17 protein-coding genes and 1 pseudogene are annotated in these 16,161 nt (G+C 71.6%); 8 read left to right on the forward strand and 10 right to left on the reverse strand.

What is annotated here, in order from left to right:
* Window positions 1-205: 205 nt before the first annotated feature.
* Both AOK22_RS17475 and AOK22_RS17480 read left to right on the forward strand, forming a co-directional pair.
* On the forward strand, window positions 206-2,428 hold the full coding sequence (locus tag AOK22_RS17475; RefSeq protein ID WP_157872255.1) for a sensor histidine kinase: 2,223 nt from the start codon (window positions 206-208) through the stop codon (window positions 2,426-2,428).
* Between the two features lie 8 nt (window positions 2,429-2,436).
* A complete protein-coding gene (locus AOK22_RS17480) occupies window positions 2,437-3,096 on the forward strand; it encodes a response regulator (protein WP_055699608.1) in 660 nt (219 codons plus the stop codon).
* Between the two features lie 33 nt (window positions 3,097-3,129).
* On the opposite strand, the gene AOK22_RS17485 is transcribed toward AOK22_RS17480, so the two are convergent.
* The gene (locus AOK22_RS17485) at window positions 3,130-3,828 is read right to left on the reverse strand and encodes a nitroreductase (protein ID WP_055699596.1); all 699 of its coding nucleotides are present in this window, start codon (window positions 3,826-3,828) and stop codon (window positions 3,130-3,132) included.
* 103 nt (window positions 3,829-3,931) lie between these two features.
* Here AOK22_RS17485 and AOK22_RS17490 point away from each other — a divergent pair, with 103 nt between their 5' ends.
* Window positions 3,932-4,537, forward strand: a complete 606-nt coding sequence (locus AOK22_RS17490; RefSeq protein WP_193433255.1) for a TetR/AcrR family transcriptional regulator — start codon at window positions 3,932-3,934, stop codon at window positions 4,535-4,537.
* A gap of 8 nt (window positions 4,538-4,545) precedes the next feature.
* Here the strand turns inward: AOK22_RS17490 and AOK22_RS17495 are convergent, their stop codons facing one another.
* Together AOK22_RS17495 and AOK22_RS39800 are read right to left on the reverse strand one after the other, a co-directional pair.
* Window positions 4,546-5,091, reverse strand: coding sequence for a response regulator (locus AOK22_RS17495; RefSeq protein WP_079036640.1), 546 nt, complete (start codon window positions 5,089-5,091; stop codon window positions 4,546-4,548).
* Between the two features lie 103 nt (window positions 5,092-5,194).
* Window positions 5,195-5,491 (reverse strand): annotated as a pseudogene (locus AOK22_RS39800) (RidA family protein); the annotation flags it as partial.
* A gap of 22 nt (window positions 5,492-5,513) precedes the next feature.
* On the opposite strand from AOK22_RS39800, the gene AOK22_RS17500 reads away from it, so the two are divergent.
* On the forward strand, window positions 5,514-5,897 hold the full coding sequence (locus AOK22_RS17500) for a winged helix-turn-helix transcriptional regulator (RefSeq protein ID WP_055699597.1): 384 nt from the start codon (window positions 5,514-5,516) through the stop codon (window positions 5,895-5,897).
* Window positions 5,898-5,950: 53 nt separating this feature from the next.
* Here AOK22_RS17500 and AOK22_RS17505 read toward each other — a convergent pair whose 3' ends face one another.
* The 3 genes from AOK22_RS17505 to sodN form a co-directional block, all read right to left on the reverse strand.
* On the reverse strand, window positions 5,951-6,652 hold the full coding sequence (locus tag AOK22_RS17505) for a GAF and ANTAR domain-containing protein (protein WP_055699598.1): 702 nt from the start codon (window positions 6,650-6,652) through the stop codon (window positions 5,951-5,953).
* A 63-nt stretch (window positions 6,653-6,715) separates the two neighbouring features.
* Entirely contained in the window at window positions 6,716-7,456 is a 741-nt protein-coding gene (locus AOK22_RS17510) for a GAF and ANTAR domain-containing protein (RefSeq protein ID WP_055699599.1), read from the reverse strand.
* A 444-nt stretch (window positions 7,457-7,900) separates the two neighbouring features.
* Window positions 7,901-8,296: a superoxide dismutase, Ni gene (sodN, locus tag AOK22_RS17515; RefSeq protein ID WP_055699600.1), complete on the reverse strand. Its 396-nt coding sequence runs from the start codon at window positions 8,294-8,296 to the stop codon at window positions 7,901-7,903.
* 144 nt (window positions 8,297-8,440) lie between these two features.
* On the opposite strand from sodN, the gene sodX reads away from it, so the two are divergent.
* Window positions 8,441-8,875 (forward strand): nickel-type superoxide dismutase maturation protease, encoded by a 435-nt coding sequence (gene sodX, locus AOK22_RS39810; RefSeq protein WP_079036642.1) that lies wholly within the window; start codon window positions 8,441-8,443, stop codon window positions 8,873-8,875.
* Here sodX and AOK22_RS17520 read toward each other — a convergent pair.
* Window positions 8,758-9,408: a CGNR zinc finger domain-containing protein gene (locus AOK22_RS17520; RefSeq protein WP_055699601.1), complete on the reverse strand. Its 651-nt coding sequence runs from the start codon at window positions 9,406-9,408 to the stop codon at window positions 8,758-8,760. The two genes, sodX and AOK22_RS17520, sit on opposite strands and share 118 nt — an antisense overlap.
* A 91-nt stretch (window positions 9,409-9,499) precedes the next feature.
* On the opposite strand from AOK22_RS17520, the gene AOK22_RS17525 reads away from it, so the two are divergent.
* Window positions 9,500-10,285, forward strand: a complete 786-nt coding sequence (locus AOK22_RS17525; protein WP_055699602.1) for a class I SAM-dependent methyltransferase — start codon at window positions 9,500-9,502, stop codon at window positions 10,283-10,285.
* Between the two features lie 64 nt (window positions 10,286-10,349).
* Here the strand turns inward: AOK22_RS17525 and AOK22_RS17530 are convergent, their stop codons facing one another.
* The 3 genes from AOK22_RS17530 to AOK22_RS17540 are packed head-to-tail and all read right to left on the reverse strand — an operon-like array spanning window position 10,350 to window position 13,043.
* On the reverse strand, window positions 10,350-11,111 hold the full coding sequence (locus tag AOK22_RS17530) for an amino acid ABC transporter ATP-binding protein (protein ID WP_055699603.1): 762 nt from the start codon (window positions 11,109-11,111) through the stop codon (window positions 10,350-10,352).
* The gene (locus tag AOK22_RS17535; protein ID WP_055699604.1) at window positions 11,111-12,052 is read right to left on the reverse strand and encodes an amino acid ABC transporter permease; all 942 of its coding nucleotides are present in this window, start codon (window positions 12,050-12,052) and stop codon (window positions 11,111-11,113) included. Before AOK22_RS17535 ends, AOK22_RS17530 begins: the two co-directional genes overlap by 1 nt.
* 34 nt (window positions 12,053-12,086) lie before the next feature.
* Entirely contained in the window at window positions 12,087-13,043 is a 957-nt protein-coding gene (locus tag AOK22_RS17540) for an ABC transporter substrate-binding protein (RefSeq protein ID WP_055699605.1), read from the reverse strand.
* 681 nt (window positions 13,044-13,724) lie between these two features.
* On the opposite strand from AOK22_RS17540, the gene AOK22_RS17545 reads away from it, so the two are divergent.
* Both AOK22_RS17545 and AOK22_RS17550 read left to right on the forward strand, forming a co-directional pair.
* Window positions 13,725-14,939, forward strand: coding sequence for an NAD(P)-dependent malic enzyme (locus AOK22_RS17545; protein ID WP_055699606.1), 1,215 nt, complete (start codon window positions 13,725-13,727; stop codon window positions 14,937-14,939).
* Between the two features lie 121 nt (window positions 14,940-15,060).
* Entirely contained in the window at window positions 15,061-16,023 is a 963-nt protein-coding gene (locus AOK22_RS17550) for a zinc-binding dehydrogenase (RefSeq protein ID WP_055699607.1), read from the forward strand.
* Window positions 16,024-16,161: the final 138 nt, after the last annotated feature.

Here is a 16,161-nt window from a genome sequence, read left to right on the forward strand (position 1 = left end):
GGCCAGGGGGCGGGTGGGGCGTACGCGTGGGGGTACGCGGGGTACGGAGCGTGGGCCTGGTGGGGCGGCGTCGTCATGCCCACCAGCATTCCGGCGGTGCGGGGCCAAGACGTCGACCGTCCGCACGATCACGCTCTCCAACCAGAGATAGACGCCGCACCCCCGACGGTACGGGCCAGGGGCACCGGCCGACATCTCCTGCCTCGTGTACCCCTTCCGTATCATCGAGGCCGATATGGAGCGGATACGGAACTGGCTGCTGCCCGTCCTGCTGGTGATCCCGCAGCTGGCCTACTGGCCGGGGCGCGCGCTGCGGGAGGGCGAGCCGGTCGGCACCGCCCCCCTCGTGACGGCCGCCGTGATCGCGGTCGTCGTCACGGCCGGGCTCGGCGTGCGCCGCAGCCGTCCCGTCGCCGCCGCGCTCGCCGTCGAGGCCGGGATGCTCGCCGGGCTCCTCCTGCCCGAGGACGCGACGCTCCTGCACTCGCTGGGCCTGCTGGTCGCGCTGTACTCGGTGGCGGTGCGCCGCCCCGGGCGGACGGCCGCCGCGCTCGGCGGCTCCCTGGCCGTGGTCGACACGGTCCGTTCGGTGCTGGTGCTCGACTCCGGCCTCGAGACCGTGGGCGAGACCGTGGTCAACGGCGTGCTCTATCTGACCGTCGTGGGCCTGGGCCGCAGCCGCCGCCGCTGGCTCGCCGGGCGCCGGGCCGCCGCGCGGGACCTGGCGCGGGCCGAGGCCGAACGCGGCCGGGCCGCCACCACCGAGCGCGGGCGCCTCGCCCGCGAACTGCACGACGTCAGCGCCCACCACCTCACCTCGGTGGTCGTCACCGCGGACACCGCGCTGCGGCTGGCCGGGCGCCGACCGGAACTGACCGGGCAGGCGCTGCGGTTCGCGGCGGACAGCGGCCGCGAGACCCAGGCGGCGCTGCACCGCCTGGTGGCGATGATGCGGACGTCCGCGGCGGACGAGGGCAGCGCCCTGGAGGAGCGCGTCGACGGACTCGCCGCCGGGTTCGCCCGGCTGGGGCTGCGGCCCGCCGTCGACGTGGCGCCCGAACTCGCGGCGCTGACGGGCCCGGTGGCCGAGGCGGTGTTCGGCATCGTCCGCGAGGCGCTCACGAACGCGCTGCGGTACGCGCCCGGGGCGGTGGTCCGCGTGCGGATCCGGGTCACCGGCACGGGACCGGGGGCGGACGCCGGCCCCGATGGCGCGGTGGAGCTGACGGTCGAGGACGACGGGGCGGCCGGGGACGCGGGGGCGGCCGAAGGCGACGGGACGCGTGCGGGCGGCGTGCTCGCGGGCCGCCAGCGGCTCGGTTCGGGGCGCGGCACGGCCGGCATGCGGGAGCGGGCCACCGCCCTCGACGGCACGCTGACGGCGGGGCCGCGCACCGGCGGTCCCGGCTGGTCCGTACGGGCCCTGCTGCCGCGCGCCACCGCGCTCCCGACGGCCTCGCCGGGCCTGCGGACCCTGCGCCACCGGGCCCTGGGCTCCCTCGACCTGTCCGACGCGGCGATCACGCTCGCCGTCGCGGTGTTCCCGCTCTTCGTCGTCATCGTGGAGAGCCCCGCCGAGACCGCCCTGGCCTGCGTCCCCGCCGTCGCGCGCGGGCTGCCGCTGCTGTGGCGGCGCCGCGCGCCCTGGGCGGTCCTGACGGCGGTCCTCGCCGCGGCCTGGCTCGCCCCGCTCGCCCTCGCCTTCGGGCTGCTGTCGCCGACCGTGGCGCTGAGCCTGGCGGCGGTGGGCGGCGTCGCGGAGTGCGTGGCCGTGTACGCGGTGGCGGCGTTCGCGGGTCCCGCGCGCGTCACCTGGCCCGCGATGGCGGTGGGGGCCATCGGTCTGACCCTGACCTCGCTCGCCCTCGCGGCGGCCGACGGGATCGCGGAGCTCAAGGACGACGGGGGCTTCGGCCTGCTGCTCTTCCTCGGCGTGGTGTTCGGGCTGGTGTTCCTGCTGCCGATGGCCGGGGTGTGGGGCCTGGGCGCCGCGGTGGGGACGCGGCGCGAACGCGTCAGGGCGTGGGAGGACCACGCGCTCACGACGGCGGTCGCGGCGGCGGTCGCCGAGGCGTACGAGGAGCGCCGCCGCATCGCCGTGGAGCTGCGCGGCGAGGTGCTCCGGCACGCGGGCGAGGTGGTCGCGCGGGCCGAGGCGGGCGACCTGGAAGGGGTCGCGGCGCAGGCGCGGGCGGGCCTCGCCGCCATGCGGAACCTCCTGGCCGCGCTGAGAGAGGTGACGGGCCCCGGTAACGTACGCGGACCGCGGCACGGGCCGGAGGAACGGCCCCCGCACACGACGTCCCACGAGAGCCCGAAGGAGGCACCGCCATCAGCACGGACACCGGCACCGGCACCCATGGCCGCGAGCCCGAGCCCGAGCCCGAGTCCGAGTCCGGCACCGGATCCGGTGCCCCCGCCGGGGTGATCCGGGTGATGGTCGTCGACGACCAGGCCGTGGTCCGCGCCGGATTCGCGGCGATCGTCGACGCGGAGCCGGACTTCGAGGTGGTGGCGGAGGCGGCGGACGGCGCCGACGCGGTGCGGCTGGCCGCCGTGCACGCCCCGGACGTCGTCCTGATGGACATCCGCATGCCCGGCATGGACGGCCTCACGGCGACGCGCCTGCTCACGGACCCGGGCGTGCGGCACTCCGGCGCCGTCCCGCGCGTGCTGGTCCTGACCACGTTCGACCAGGACGCCTACGTCCACGACGCCCTGCGCGCCGGCGCCTCGGGCTTCCTCCTCAAGGACGCGCACCCCGAGGAACTGCTCGCCGGGATCCGCGTGGTGGCCTCCGGCGAGGCCATGCTCGCGCCGACCGTCACGCGCCGCCTGATCGACGCCTTCGCCGACACGGCCCCCGCCCCCGACCCCGCGCTCCTTGAGTCCCTCACGCCCCGCGAGCGCGAGGTCCTGACGCTGGTCGCGGCGGGCCACACGAACGCGGAGATCGGCGCGTCCCTGGGCGTCACCACGGGCACGGTCAAGTCCCATGTCAACGCGCTCCTGAGCAAGCTGGACCTGCGCGACCGCGTCCAGGCCACGATCCTCGCCTACGACCTGGGCCTGGCCCGCCCCCGGGGCTCCCGCTAGCCGCTCGCGCCGGGAAGGGGCCGACGCGCCGGACTAGGCGTGGAAGGCCGTGGTCGACTCGACCGGGGCCCGCCGGGTCCTGACCCGGTTCACCGGCGCGGACTCGTCGGCGTAGCCGAAGGAGACGCCGACGAGCAGCTTTCCTCCGGTGACGCCGAGTTCGGCGCGGACGGTGTCGGCGTAGAAGCTCAACAGCCCCTGCGGGCAGCTGTCCACGCCGTACGCGGTCATCGCGAGGAGCAGCGTCTGCAGGTAGGCGCCGACGTCCGCGGCAAGGCGTTCCTCGCCGTCGCCGTGGACGAAGAGGAACGCCGCGTGCGGCGCGCCGTAGAAGCGCAGGCTCTCCGCGTCGTAGGCCGCGCGTGCCGCGTGGTCGTCGGGGCCGATGCCCAGCGCCCCGTACAGCTCGGCGCCGAACGCCGCCCGCCGTGCCCGGTGCACCTGCGCGTACATCTCCTCGGAGTACGGCAGGTCCACCGAGGTGCGCCCGGCGGCGTGGGCCGCCTCCAGGGCGTCGGCCAGGCGCCGCCGTGCCGCGCCGCTCACCACCTCCACCTGCCACGGCTGCGCGTTGGAGTTGGACGGGGCGGTGCCGGCCAGCGAGAAGATCTTCCGCATCGTGTCCTCCGGCACGGCCTCCGGACGGAACGCGCGCGTCGCGTGCCGGCCGCGCAGCAGCTTCTCGGCGCTGCGGCTCGGCTCGGTGGGGGCGGGCGTGGCGAACGTGCTCATGGGACTCCTCGGCGTCGAGCTTGAAGTAAACGGAGTCGTTTACATATGGCCGCACCTTAGTGCGGCATCCCGGCCAAAGTAAACGACTGCGTATACTTCCCTCATGGGTACGACCGTGAGTACGACGGCCGCGGCATCCCCCGGGCGGGGGCGTGGCGGGCGGGAGCGCGTTCTGGCCGCCGCCGCCCGGCTGTTCGCGGCCCAGGGCATCAACGCGACGGGCATGGAGCAGGTCGCGGAGGAGGCGCCGGTGTCCAAGCGGACGCTCTATGCGCACTTCCGCACCAAGAACGACCTGGTCATCGCCCATCTGCGGGGCCTCGTCCTGTCGGGGGCCACGCTGGAGGGCGCGCTGACCCGCGAGGACGTCCCGCCGCGCGAGAGGATCCGCGGGCTGTTCCACCCGCCGGCGGCGGACGCGGCTCCGGTGCGCGGGTGCCCGTTCATCGACGCCGCCGCGGAGTTCCCCGACCCGGCGAGCGCGGTGCACTCCTACGCCCGGGAGCAGAAGCTGCGCATGGTGGAGCTGATCGTCGCCGTGCTGACGGAGCTGGGCTGCCGCGACCCCCTCCCGCTCGCCGAGCAGCTGGCCACCCTCGCCGACGGGGCCGCCAGTCGCGCGATGGTGCTGGACGACGCGGACTACGGTCGGCACGCCTGGGCGGCGGCGGAGATCCTCCTCGACCGCGCCCTGTCGGGGACGGGCTGACCCGCTTCCTACCGCCGGTCCCGCACCGCGCTCTCGTGCGAGGCCGCCGTCGGCTGCGAGGGCACCCGCGGCTGCGCCCCGTCCGGCTCCCGCGAGCGGCGGCCCCTGACGGGCGGAGCCGGCGCCCCGTTGGCCCGCAGGGCGTCCAGCTCGCGCTGGAGGGCGCACGTGCGCCGGTACGACTCGTAGAGGTAGCGCACCTTCGTGCGCAGCATCCACGGGTCGACCGGCTTGAGGACCACGTCGGCCACGCCGAGCAGGAACGCGGCGGCGGCCAGGTCGCGGTTCATGCCGAAGCCGGTCAGAAGCAGGATGGGGATGTACTGCGTCTGCTCCAGGCGCCGCATGTAGCGCACCACGTCCAGCCCGCCCGAGCCGGGCATGCGTACGTCCAGCAGGACGAGCCCGATGTCCCCGCGGAGGATCTCCTTGAGGGCATCGTCACCGCTGGTGACGCAGGTCAGCTCGTAGTTGAGGGCAGCCAGCGCGCTCTCGAGCGCGAACAGGGTGTCCTTGTGGTCGTCGACGATGAGGATCTTCGAATCCGGAGGCATGGTCTCAGGTCCTCTCACTCCCTCAACCAGCGTATGCCAGTGCGGAGTTGTGGACGCCCCTCGCGCCCGGAGACCATGGCCAGGACATGCCGGAGGGAGTCGGGGCGGGGAGCCGTGTGTCGACGACGCGGCTGATCTCGACGACCTGGCCGGGAAAGGTCAGCTCGGTGACGCCGACGACCGTGCTGACGGGTCGGTGACCGCCGAAATAGGCCAGATTTCCCTCCGCCGTCGGCGTGGCGTTCCGCCGCGGATCCACCACGTACAGGGTCTGCGAGACGATCTGGCCGGAGACATGGATCAGATCGCCGGACCTGATGGCCTGCGCATAGCCGAAGTTGGCTCTCTTGTGGTTACTCGGAAACCATAGGAGAGTGAGGGCTGACCTGGAAGAACGCACTTTTTGGTGACAGGGGAACCAGATGGTGACCAAGCAGCAGCTCAAGGGCCTGCCCGAGGACGCGGACCTGCGGCGCGCGGACTCGCTGGCGCGGGAGATCTTCTCGGACGTCGCCAACAAGTGGGCGCTCCTGATCATCGAGGCCCTCGGCGAACGCACCCTGCGCTTCAGCGAACTCCGCGACGAGGTCGAGGGCGTGAGCCACAAGATGCTCACCCAGAACCTCCGCATGCTGGAGCGCAACGGCCTGGTCCACCGCGAGGTCCACCCCACCGTGCCGCCCCGGGTCGAGTACACCCTGACGGCCCCGGGCCGGGGCCTGCGCACGGCGGTCGACGCCCTCTGCGGCTGGACCCACGAACACCTCGCCCACATCGAGGGCGCGCGCCGCGACTTCGACGCCTGAGGCGGCCGGGACACCTCGGACCCCGGTCGCTGGGCCCGCCCCGGCCGGCGGGGTCAGCCGTCGGATGTGAGGTGGAGGTGTCCGGAGATGATCGAGCGGGCGACGTGGAGCAGGGGCAGGTCGTGGCGCCAGGCGTGGGCGCGCAGGCGGAGCAGGGCCTCGTCGATGCTGATGCCGAGGCGGGCGGTGACGATGCCGGCCGCCTGGTGGACCGGGGCCCGGTGCAGGTCCGGGCCGTCGGTTCCGGTGGTCAGGGACTCGAGTGGCGTGTTCAGCAGCAGGTCCAGGGCCACCCGGGCGAATCGGGCGAGGTCCTGGCGCTGGTCGGCGGAGAAGGGGCCGGGGGTGATGCGGGAGCCGGTCAGGACCCCTGCCGTGGCCACGCCCAGGAGCAGGGGGACGGCGATGACGGTGCGCGCCGACAGAGCGCGGGCGGCGGGGGCGAACAGGGGCCAGCGGTCGGCGGGTGCGGCGTCCAGGTCGGCTTCGACGACGGTGCGCCCGGTCCTGGCGGCATCCAGGGTGGGGCCTTCACCAAGGGTGTACTGCAGGTCGTCCAGAGCCTGGCCGAGCGGGTTGTCGGGGTCGGCCCACAGCAGTTCCAGCGCGCCGCCCTTGGCGCGCAGGGTCAGGGTCAGGGCGTCGAGGCGCAGCAGGCGGGCGGTGTCCGCCGCCGGGGCCGCCGACAGGTCGCTGCCGGTGCGGGCGGCCTGGTGCAGACGGTCCAGGAGGCCGTTGAGATCATCGCGGTCCATCACGATCCCCCCGGCCCGGATTCGGGGACAGCGGGCGGGCGGTGCGCGGTGACGGGCTCGTGCTCACCGAGAGGGATCGAGTAGGTCGGCAGGCACGTCACCCCGGGCGATCTGCGTCGCCAGCTCGGTGAGTTTCTGCCGTCGGGAGCGGGCAGTGGCGCGCAGCCGCTGGAACGCCTCGTCCATGCCGACGCCGAGGCGGACGGTGAGGACGCCCTTGGCCTGTTCGATGACCAGGCGGCTGTTCAGCGCGGCCTGCAGTTGATCGAGTACCTGGTCCTTGTCGGCCAGCTGCTGTCGGAACGCCAGGGTCGCACCGGCGGCGTCGCAGAGGGTCTGGGCCAGTTGCAGGTCCCGGCTGTCGGCGTAGGGAGGGGAGGCCATCAGCAGGTTGAGGGCGCCCATGGGCAGCTTCGGCAGGTGCAGGGTCAGCGCGGCGACCGCCGTGATCCCGGCCTCGTGGGCGCGGGGCGCGAAGCGCGGCCACCGGGTGGAGCCCGGCGGGCCGGTCAGTGAGGTCACCGGCAGCGGCTGCTGGCGGCGGGCGCTGTCCAGGCAGGGGCCTTCACACAGCTCGCTCTGGTCCTCCTCGAGGGCCAGGCACAGTTCGTCGGAGGCGGTGACGTAGAGGGCGTTGTGGCCGTCGTGGTCCAGGACGGTGATGCCGGCGCACTGGACCGGCAGCAGGGAGACCGCCTGGGCGGTCAGGTCGTGCAGCAGCTCCAGCGGATCGAAGTCCATGGGGCGGTGCGTGAGATCGAGGAGAGCGCGGGCGATGTGTACTTCGCGGTCGGTGGTGGACATGCGGGGCCTGCCGATCCGGATGAATTCCCCCCCCTTGACGGCAGCAGGGTCCAGGCAGCGTCAAGCGACGGAAGAATGTAGGCCTTGGAAGGCCATGTCATGCCCGCCGGCAGGGATTTCGCTGCTCGCCTCGTGTCCTTGGCCGACCCGTCCAAGGCCGCTTCACCGACCGGTTCCATCCGGCCCGAACGGCCTTACGGTACGTCTCTCACGGTACTCGCCTCCCGGGCCGCTTGGCCGTTGGGCGTTCAACGTCATCCGGAGCATGCGGTGCGGTGGCGTCAGGAGCACCGTGAACGCCGGATGACGACCTGCCCTCGCCCCACGATGAACAAGACCGCACCCGGTCCGTCAGGGACGCCGTTCTCGGCGGCCAGCGGACCGGGTGCGGACAGGTAGGCGATGCGACCCGCGAAACCCCGGGTCAAACGGTCTCGCCATGGATCAGGCCTTCTTGGTCTCCCAGAAGATCTTGTCGATCTGGGCGATGTGGTCGAGCGCCTTCTGGCCCGTGGCCGGGTCCGTGGACGCCTTCGCGGCCGAGAGGGCCTTGAGGGTGTCGTTCACCAGCTGGTGCAGCTCCGGGTACTTCTCGAAGTGCGGAGGCTTGAAGTAGTCGCTCCACAGCACCGAGACGTGGTGCTTGGCCAGCTCGGCGCGCTGCTCCTTGATGACCACGGCGCGCGCCTGGAAGTGCGCGTCGTCGTTGGCGGCCATCTTCTCCTGCACGGCCTTGACCGACTCCGCCTCGATGCGGGCCTGGGCCGGGTCGTACACACCGCAGGGCAGGTCGCAGTGGGCGCTGACCTTCACCTTGGGGGCAAACAGGCGGGAAAGCATGGTGCTGTCCTCCTCGTGATCGTCTTCTCAGGTGGGACATTACTCCGTGAGAGACGTGTTTTCGCGAGGGCCCCCATGGGCTTAGGACAAAAGTCCAGGGTCAGACTGGGACTGGTGGAGGATAGGACCGGGGAGGTGCCGGTGATGCCGGAGCTGTCGCAGGAGTCCGAGCGTGGAAGGGCCGTCGTGCCGTGGGGCGCGGCGGAGGTGACCGGGCCCTCGATGGTGCCCACGCTGTACCACGGGGACCGGCTGCTCGTGCAGTGGGGAGCCCGGGTGCGCCCGGGTGACGTGGTGGTCCTGCGCCACCCGTTCCAGCAGGACCTGTTGGTCGTCAAGCGCGTCAAGGAGCGCCGCGAAGGCGGCTGGTGGGTGCTCGGCGACAACGCGTTCGCGGGCGGGGACAGCACGGACTACGGCGTCGTTCCCGAGGAACTCGTCCTCGGGAAGGTGAGGTTCCGCTACCGTCCGCCCGCGCCCGGCCGCCGCTCGCCGTTCGCGCTGCTGCGCTGGGCGCCGGCCGCCGTGCGTCCGGTGCTCGCCGAGCGCTCCGTCTCCAGGCGCTTCCGGGCGCGGTAGGCGGCGACGTTGGCGCGGGTCGCGCAGCGGTCCGAGCAGTAGCGCCGGGAGCGGTTCGTCGACGTGTCGAGGTAGGCGTTGCGGCACGGCGCCGCCTCGCACAGGCCGAAGCGGTCCACGCCGTGCTCGGTGAGGTGGAAGGCGAGGCCCATCGCGGCGATCGCGGCGTACCCCGCGGTCGCGTTCGAGGAGTGGTCCGCCAGGTGCATGTGCCACAGCGGCCTGCCGTCCTCGTCCCGGTGGTCGTGGCCCGAGATCTGCGGGCTCACCGGGAACTCCAGGAGCAGCGAGTTCAGCAGGTCGACCGCGAGCGTCTCGTCGCCCGCGTCGGCCGCCTCGAAGACGGCCCTGAGCCGGGCCCGCACCGAACGGAAGCGGGTGAGGTCGGACTCCGTGGCGCGGCGGGCCATCTGCGTGCTCGGCCCGAACAGCTCCCGGATCACCTCCACCGAGGTGAGCGTGTCCTTGTCGCGGCCCGGCTCCTCGCTGTTGACCAGGCGTACGGCGAAGTCTGAGTAATGGGCCAGTTCCACTTGTAGTCCTTACGGGAGCGGGCTATCGTCAGGGCGTCGGCCGGTAATGGCCGCTTGCGGTACCAGGGTATTACGGAGTGGAGGGGTTCTGATGACGGAGACGGGGACGGGAGCCAGGACCGGGGACGGGCTCGGCACCGACTGGCGCGCCTGGCAGGAGAGCTGGGACCGGCAGCAGCAGTGGTACCTGCCCGACCGCGAGGAGCGCTTCCGCATCATGCTCGACATGGTCGAGGCCGTGGTCGGAACCGCGCCACGCGTGCTCGATCTGGCGTGCGGTACGGGAAGTATTACGGACCGGCTGCTCCAGAGGTTCCCGGACGCCACCAGCGTCGGCGTCGACCTCGACCCCGCGCTGCTCACCATCGCCGAGGGCACCTTCGCGGACGACGACCGGGTCACCTTCGTCACCGCCGACCTGAAGGACCCCGACTGGACGGCCGCGCTGCCGCACGACACGTACGACGCCGTGCTCACCGCCACCGCCCTGCACTGGCTGCACAGCGGGCCGCTCGCCACGCTCTACGGCCAACTGGCCGGACTCGTCCGCGACGGCGGCGTCTTCATGAACGCCGACCACATGCCCGACCCGGCGACCCCGCGCCTGAACGCCGCCGAGAGCGCGCTGCGCCACCGCCGGATGGACCGGGAGAAGGCCGAGGGCGTCCTGGACTGGAAGGAGTGGTGGCAGCTCGCCGCGCAGGACCCGGTCCTCGCCGGGCCCACCGCCAAGCGGTTCGAGATCTACGGCGACCACGCGGACGGCGACATGCCGTCGGCCGAGTGGCACGCGCTCACCCTCCGGGAGGCGGGGTTCTCCGAGGCCCGCCCGGTGTGGGCCTCGCCCGCGGACGCGGTGGTCCTCGGCCTGAAGTAGCGCACGCGCGAGGGCGGTGCCGTCCCGGGAGACCGGGTCGGCACCGCCCTCGTGTCGCGCGGGGTCAGAGCACCTTCGACAGGAACGACTGCGTCCGCTCCTGCTGCGGGTTCGTCAGGACGTCCCGCGGGTTGCCCGACTCGACGACCACGCCGCCGTCCATGAAGACGAGGCTGTCGCCGACCTCGCGGGCGAAGCCCATCTCGTGCGTGACGACGATCATCGTCATGCCGGACTCCGCGAGGTCGCGCATCACGTCGAGCACGTCACCGACCAGCTCGGGGTCGAGCGCCGAGGTCGGCTCGTCGAACAGCATCAGCTTCGGGTCCATCGCCAGCGCGCGGGCGATCGCCACGCGCTGCTGCTGGCCGCCGGAGAGCTGCGAGGGGTAGTTGCCCGCCTTGTCGGCGAGGCCCACCCGCTCCAGGAGCTGGCCGGCGCGCTCCCGGGCCGCGGCCTTGGGGATGCCCTTGACCTGGACCGGCGCCTCCATGACGTTCTCGAGCGCCGTCATGTGCGGGAAGAGGTTGAAGCGCTGGAAGACCATGCCGATGTCCCGGCGCTTCAGGGCGACCTCGCTGTCCTTGAGCTCGTACAGCTTGTCCCCCTTCTGCCGGTAGCCCACCAGGTCGCCGTCGACGTACAGCCGCCCGGCGTTGATCTTCTCCAGGTGGTTGATGCAGCGCAGGAACGTCGACTTGCCGGAGCCGGACGGGCCGATGAGGCAGAACACCTCGCCCTGCTCGACCTGCAGGTCGATGCCCTTGAGGACCTCTACGTTGCCGAAGGACTTGTGGACGCCCTCGGCCTTCACCATGGCGGTCATCAGCGCACGCCTCCCGCTCGGTTGCTCAGGGACAGCACGTTGGCCTTGATCTTCTGGAAGGGGGTGTCCGGCAGGGTGCGGGACGAGCCGCGCGCGTAGTACCGCTCCAGGTAGTACTGGCCGACGCTGAGGATCGACGTCATGATCAGGTACCAGCAGGCGGCGAGCAGCAGGGCCTCCACCGTCGCGCCCGACGAGGTGCCGATGTCCTGGGCGTACTTGAGGAGTTCGTAGTACTGGACGGCCGCGACCAGCGAGGTCGTCTTCAGCATGTTGATGAACTCGTTGCCCGTCGGCGGCACGACCACGCGCATCGCCTGCGGCAGCACCACGCGGCGCAGCGTCTTGCCGTGGCTCATGCCCAGCGCGTGCGACGCCTCGGTCTGGCCCTCGTCGACCGAGAGCAGACCGGCGCGGCAGATCTCCGCCATGTACGCGGCCTCGTTGAGGCCGAGGCCGAGCAGCGCCGTCAGGAACGGCGTCATGAAGTCCGACCACTCGTCCTTGTAGACCGGGCCGAGGTTCACGTAGTCGAAGACGAAGCCCAGGTTGAACCAGACGAAGAGCTGGACCAGGACCGGGGTGCCGCGGAAGAACCAGATGTAGAACCAGGCGATCGACGACGTCACCGGGTTCTTCGACAGGCGCATCACGGAGAGGATCACACCGCCGACGACGCCGATGAGCATCGAGAGGAAGGTGAGGATCAGCGTCTCGCGGACGCCCCTGAGGATGCGCTCGTCGAAGAAGTTGTCCGGGATCGCGCCCCAGTTGATGTCGCCCTGCGAGAAGGCGTAGACGATCGCGGCGAGGACGCCGATCGCGAGGACGGCGGCGACGTACCGGCCGAAGTGGCGGACCGGGATGGCCTTGATGGCCTCCGCGGGCCGGGCCGTCGGGACGTCGTCCTCGGGGCCCTTCTTGGAGATGTCGGGGGTCACGTGAGTGCCCTTTCAGCGACTAGGAGGGATGCGGTCACTTGCCGCCGTTGACCTTGGCTTCCTTGACCGCGCCGTCCTCGACGCCCCACTTCTTGATGATCTTCTCGTACTCGCCGTTCGCGATGATCGCGTCGAGCGCGGCCTTGATCGCGTCGCGCAGCTCGGGGTTCTTCTTGGAGACCGCGATGCCGTACGGAGCCGCCTCGACCTGCTCGCCGACCAGCTGGAAGTCCTTGCCGCCGCCCGAGGTCTTCACCGCGTACGCGGCGACCGGGAAGTCGGACGAACCCGCGTCGGCGCCGCCGGAGCGCAGTCGGGTCTGGGCCTGCTGGTCGTTGTCGAACTGCTCGATCGCGATCTTCTTGCCGTCCTTGCACTTCTTCGACTCGGCCTTGGCCAGGTCGTGCGAGACGGTGCCGCGCTGGACGACGATCTTCTTGCCGCAGAGGTCGGCCCAGGTCTTGATGCCCTGGTCGTCGCCCTTCTTCGTGTAGATCGAGACGCCCGCCGTGAAGTAGTCGACGAAGTCGACGCCGGTGCCGACCTTCTTGCCGGTGTCCTCGTCGACGCCCTCCTGGCGGTTCTTGGTGTCGGTCATCGCCGACATGGCGACCTGGTAGCGCTTGGAGCGCAGGCCGCCGAGGAGGGTGTCGAAGGTGCCGTTCTCGAACTCGAACTTCACGCCGAGCTGCTTGCCGAGCGCCTCGCCGAGGTCCGGGTCGATGCCGACGGTGTTGCCGTCCTTGTCCTTGAACTCGACCGGCGGGTAGGCGATGTCGGAGCCGACCTTGATGACGCCCTTGTCGCGGATGTCCTTGGGGAGCTTGTCGGCGAGCGGGGCGTTGCTGACCGAGTCGCTCTCCTTGTCGTTCGTCTGGTCGCCGCAGCCGGACAGCAGCAGCGAGCCGGCGACCGCGAGCGCGCCGACCGCGGCGATCCGGGACTTCGCGGACTTCGCTGCGGTCTTACGACAAAGGGGCCTTGCGGTCATGGTGGGTCCTCCGGCGGATGAGGGAGTTGCCGATGGGTCGGGCACACACCTTCGGGTGTCGCGACCTCGTGTGATGACGGCATCTTGCCATTCGGACCGTCCGATTCTGGGTGCCGGAGATGTCAAAATCGGATAACGGGAGCGCCTCGAAAGCCGACAGCCCGGTACGGCTGGGGCATAGCGGGACGCGTGCGAATCAGCGTTAACCGATCGATATCCGGTGAATCTCGCGATGTGGACGCCCGAGGGTCACTATTCGGAGAATTCGGGCATTGTGCGCCGTGACCGGCCGAGAGGTGCCGAAGGTTGCCGCGGGCTTCCTTTTTCTTTACCGGCGAGTATCCCCATGTCGGAAATGCCGGTCGAAGAATTCTTGATCGCGCCGAACCGTCCTTGATCACGGCGAAGCGTGCCCGGCCGCGGCGGACCGCTCCCGGCCGTGCGGTGGCCCGGGACCTTCGGCAGTGGCGCCCTGCAACCAATGTCACTCGCCCGGGCGCACTCCCTTCGGGTAGAAAGAGTGGTTACACCCCTCATCCGGGGCCCAGGGCGCGTGTGCGGCGCGCCCGCGTGTCCGTACCTCCCTCCGCCGACAGGCGGGGAACGGACGCGGTGCCCGCCCACTTCTCAACCGGGAGTGGACACCCTCAACGAATGATTAAGACTTAAGGGGTAAGACAAGTGGCAGCGGAGATCGTCAATCCTCGCAGCGACAGCAGTACGGATCACGAAGGAGCCGACGAGCCCTTCGATCCGGCCTTCGCGCTGCACCGCGGCGGCAAGATGGCCGTGCAGGCCACCGTGCCGGTCCGCGACAAGGACGACCTGTCCCTGGCGTACACGCCCGGCGTCGCGAAAGTGTGCAGCGCGATCGCCGACCAGCCGGAGCTCGTCCACGACTACACGTGGAAATCCAATGTCGTCGCCGTGGTGACCGACGGGACCGCCGTGCTCGGTCTCGGGGACATCGGCGCCGAGGCCTCCCTCCCCGTCATGGAGGGCAAGGCGATTCTGTTCAAGCAGTTCGGCGGCGTGGACGCGGTGCCGATCGCGCTCGCGACGACGGACGCCGACGAGATCGTCGAGACCGTCGTGCGGCTCGCCCCGTCCTTCGGCGGCGTGAACCTGGAGGACATCTCGGCGCCGCGGTGCTTCGAGATCGAGCGCAAGCTCCAGGAGCGGCTCGACATCCCCGTCTTCCACGACGACCAGCACGGCACCGCCGTGGTGACGCTCGCGGCGCTGCGCAACGCGGCCAAGCTGACCGGGCGCACGCTCGGCGAGCTGCGCGCCGTCATCTCCGGCGCCGGCGCGGCCGGGGTCGCCATCGCCAAGTTCCTCCTCGAGGCGGGGCTCGGCGACGTGGCGGTCGCGGACCGCAAGGGCATCGTGAGCCGGGACCGCGACGACCTCACCCCGGTCAAGCGGGAGCTCGCCGAGCTCACCAACAAGGCCGGGCTGAGCGGCTCGCTGGAGTCGGCGCTGGCCGGCGCCGACGTGTTCATCGGCGTCTCCGGCGGCACCGTGCCCGAGCCGGCCGTCGCGTCCATGGCGCCGAACTCCTTCGTGTTCGCCATGGCCAACCCGAACCCCGAGGTCCACCCCGACGTCGCGCACAAGTACGCGGCCGTGGTGGCGACCGGCCGTTCGGACTACCCGAACCAGATCAACAACGTGCTCGCCTTCCCGGGCATCTTCGCGGGCGCGCTCCAGGTGCGGGCCTCCCGCATCACGGAGGGCATGAAGATCGCCGCCGCGGACGCGCTCGCGGACGTCGTCGGGGACCAGCTCTCCGCGGACTACGTGATCCCGTCGCCGTTCGACGAGCGGGTCGCCCCGGCCGTGACGGCCGCGGTCGCCGCCGCCGCCCGTGCGGAGGGCGTCGCGCGCCGCTGACGCCGGTCCCGTGGTGTGTGCCGCGCCCCCTGTCGTGCCTCGTCGGCGCGGCAGGGGGCGCGGCGCGTGTCACAGCCGTACGAGGTTCCGCCGGGGTGCGCCTCGCGCCTAGGGTCGGCTCATGTTCGCTGCCTACGCCGCCCGCATCAACCGTGACCAGCCGCTCGACGGCCTCGAGTTGGGGGAGCGCCCCGCCCCCGAGGCCCGCCCCGGCTGGTCGACCGTGAACGTCAGGGCCGCTTCCCTCAACCATCACGACCTGTGGTCCCTGCGCGGCGTCGGCCTCGCCGAGGACAAGCTGCCGATGATCCTCGGCTGCGACGCCGCCGGGATCGACGAGGACGGGAACGAGGTGGTCCTCCACTCCGTCATCGGACAGTCCGGGCACGGCGTCGGACCCCGCGAGGGCCGGTCCATCCTGACCGAGAAGTACCAGGGGACCTTCGCCGAGCGCGTGGCCGTCCCCACCTGGAACGTGCTGCCCAAGCCGAAGGGCCTGTCCTTCGCCGAGGCCGCCTGCCTGCCCACCGCGTGGCTGACCGCCTACCGCATGCTCTTCACCAACGCCGGTGTGCGCCCCGGGGATTCGGTCCTCGTGCAGGGCGCGGGCGGCGGTGTCGCCACGGCCGCGATCGTGCTCGGCAAGGCGGCCGGACTGCGCGTCTTCGCCACGAGCCGGGACGAGGCCAAGCGGAAGCGGGCGCTGGAGCTTGGCGCCGTGGAGGCCGTCGAGGCGGGCGCACGCCTTCCGGAGCGCGTGGACGCCGTCATGGAGACGGTGGGCGCGGCGACCTGGTCGCACTCGGTCAAGTCGCTGAAGCCGGGCGGCACGCTGGTCATCTCGGGGGCCACCAGCGGCGACCGTCCCTCCCACGCCGAACTCACCCGGATCTTCTTCCTCGAACTGAAGGTCGTCGGCTCGACCATGGGCACCAAGGACGAGCTGGAGGACCTGCTGGCCTTCTGCGCGACCACGGGGGTGCGCCCGGTGGTCGACGAGGTGCTGCCGCTGGACCGGGCCCGTGAGGGCTTCGAACGGCTGGAGTCGGGCGAGCAGTTCGGCAAGATCGTGCTGGAGGTCTGAGCCACCGCGCGTCGCCCCTCCACTCCTTGCCCCCGCCCTTGTGTGTCAACCATGGTTGACACACCCGCCGTGTCAACGTAAGTTGACAAGCATGACCGAAGCAACGGATCTCGCCGAGCGCGCGGGCGATCGCGACCC

The sequence above is a fragment of the Streptomyces silaceus genome, from assembly GCF_001419745.1.
Taxonomy (GTDB): domain Bacteria; phylum Actinomycetota; class Actinomycetes; order Streptomycetales; family Streptomycetaceae; genus Streptomyces; species Streptomyces silaceus.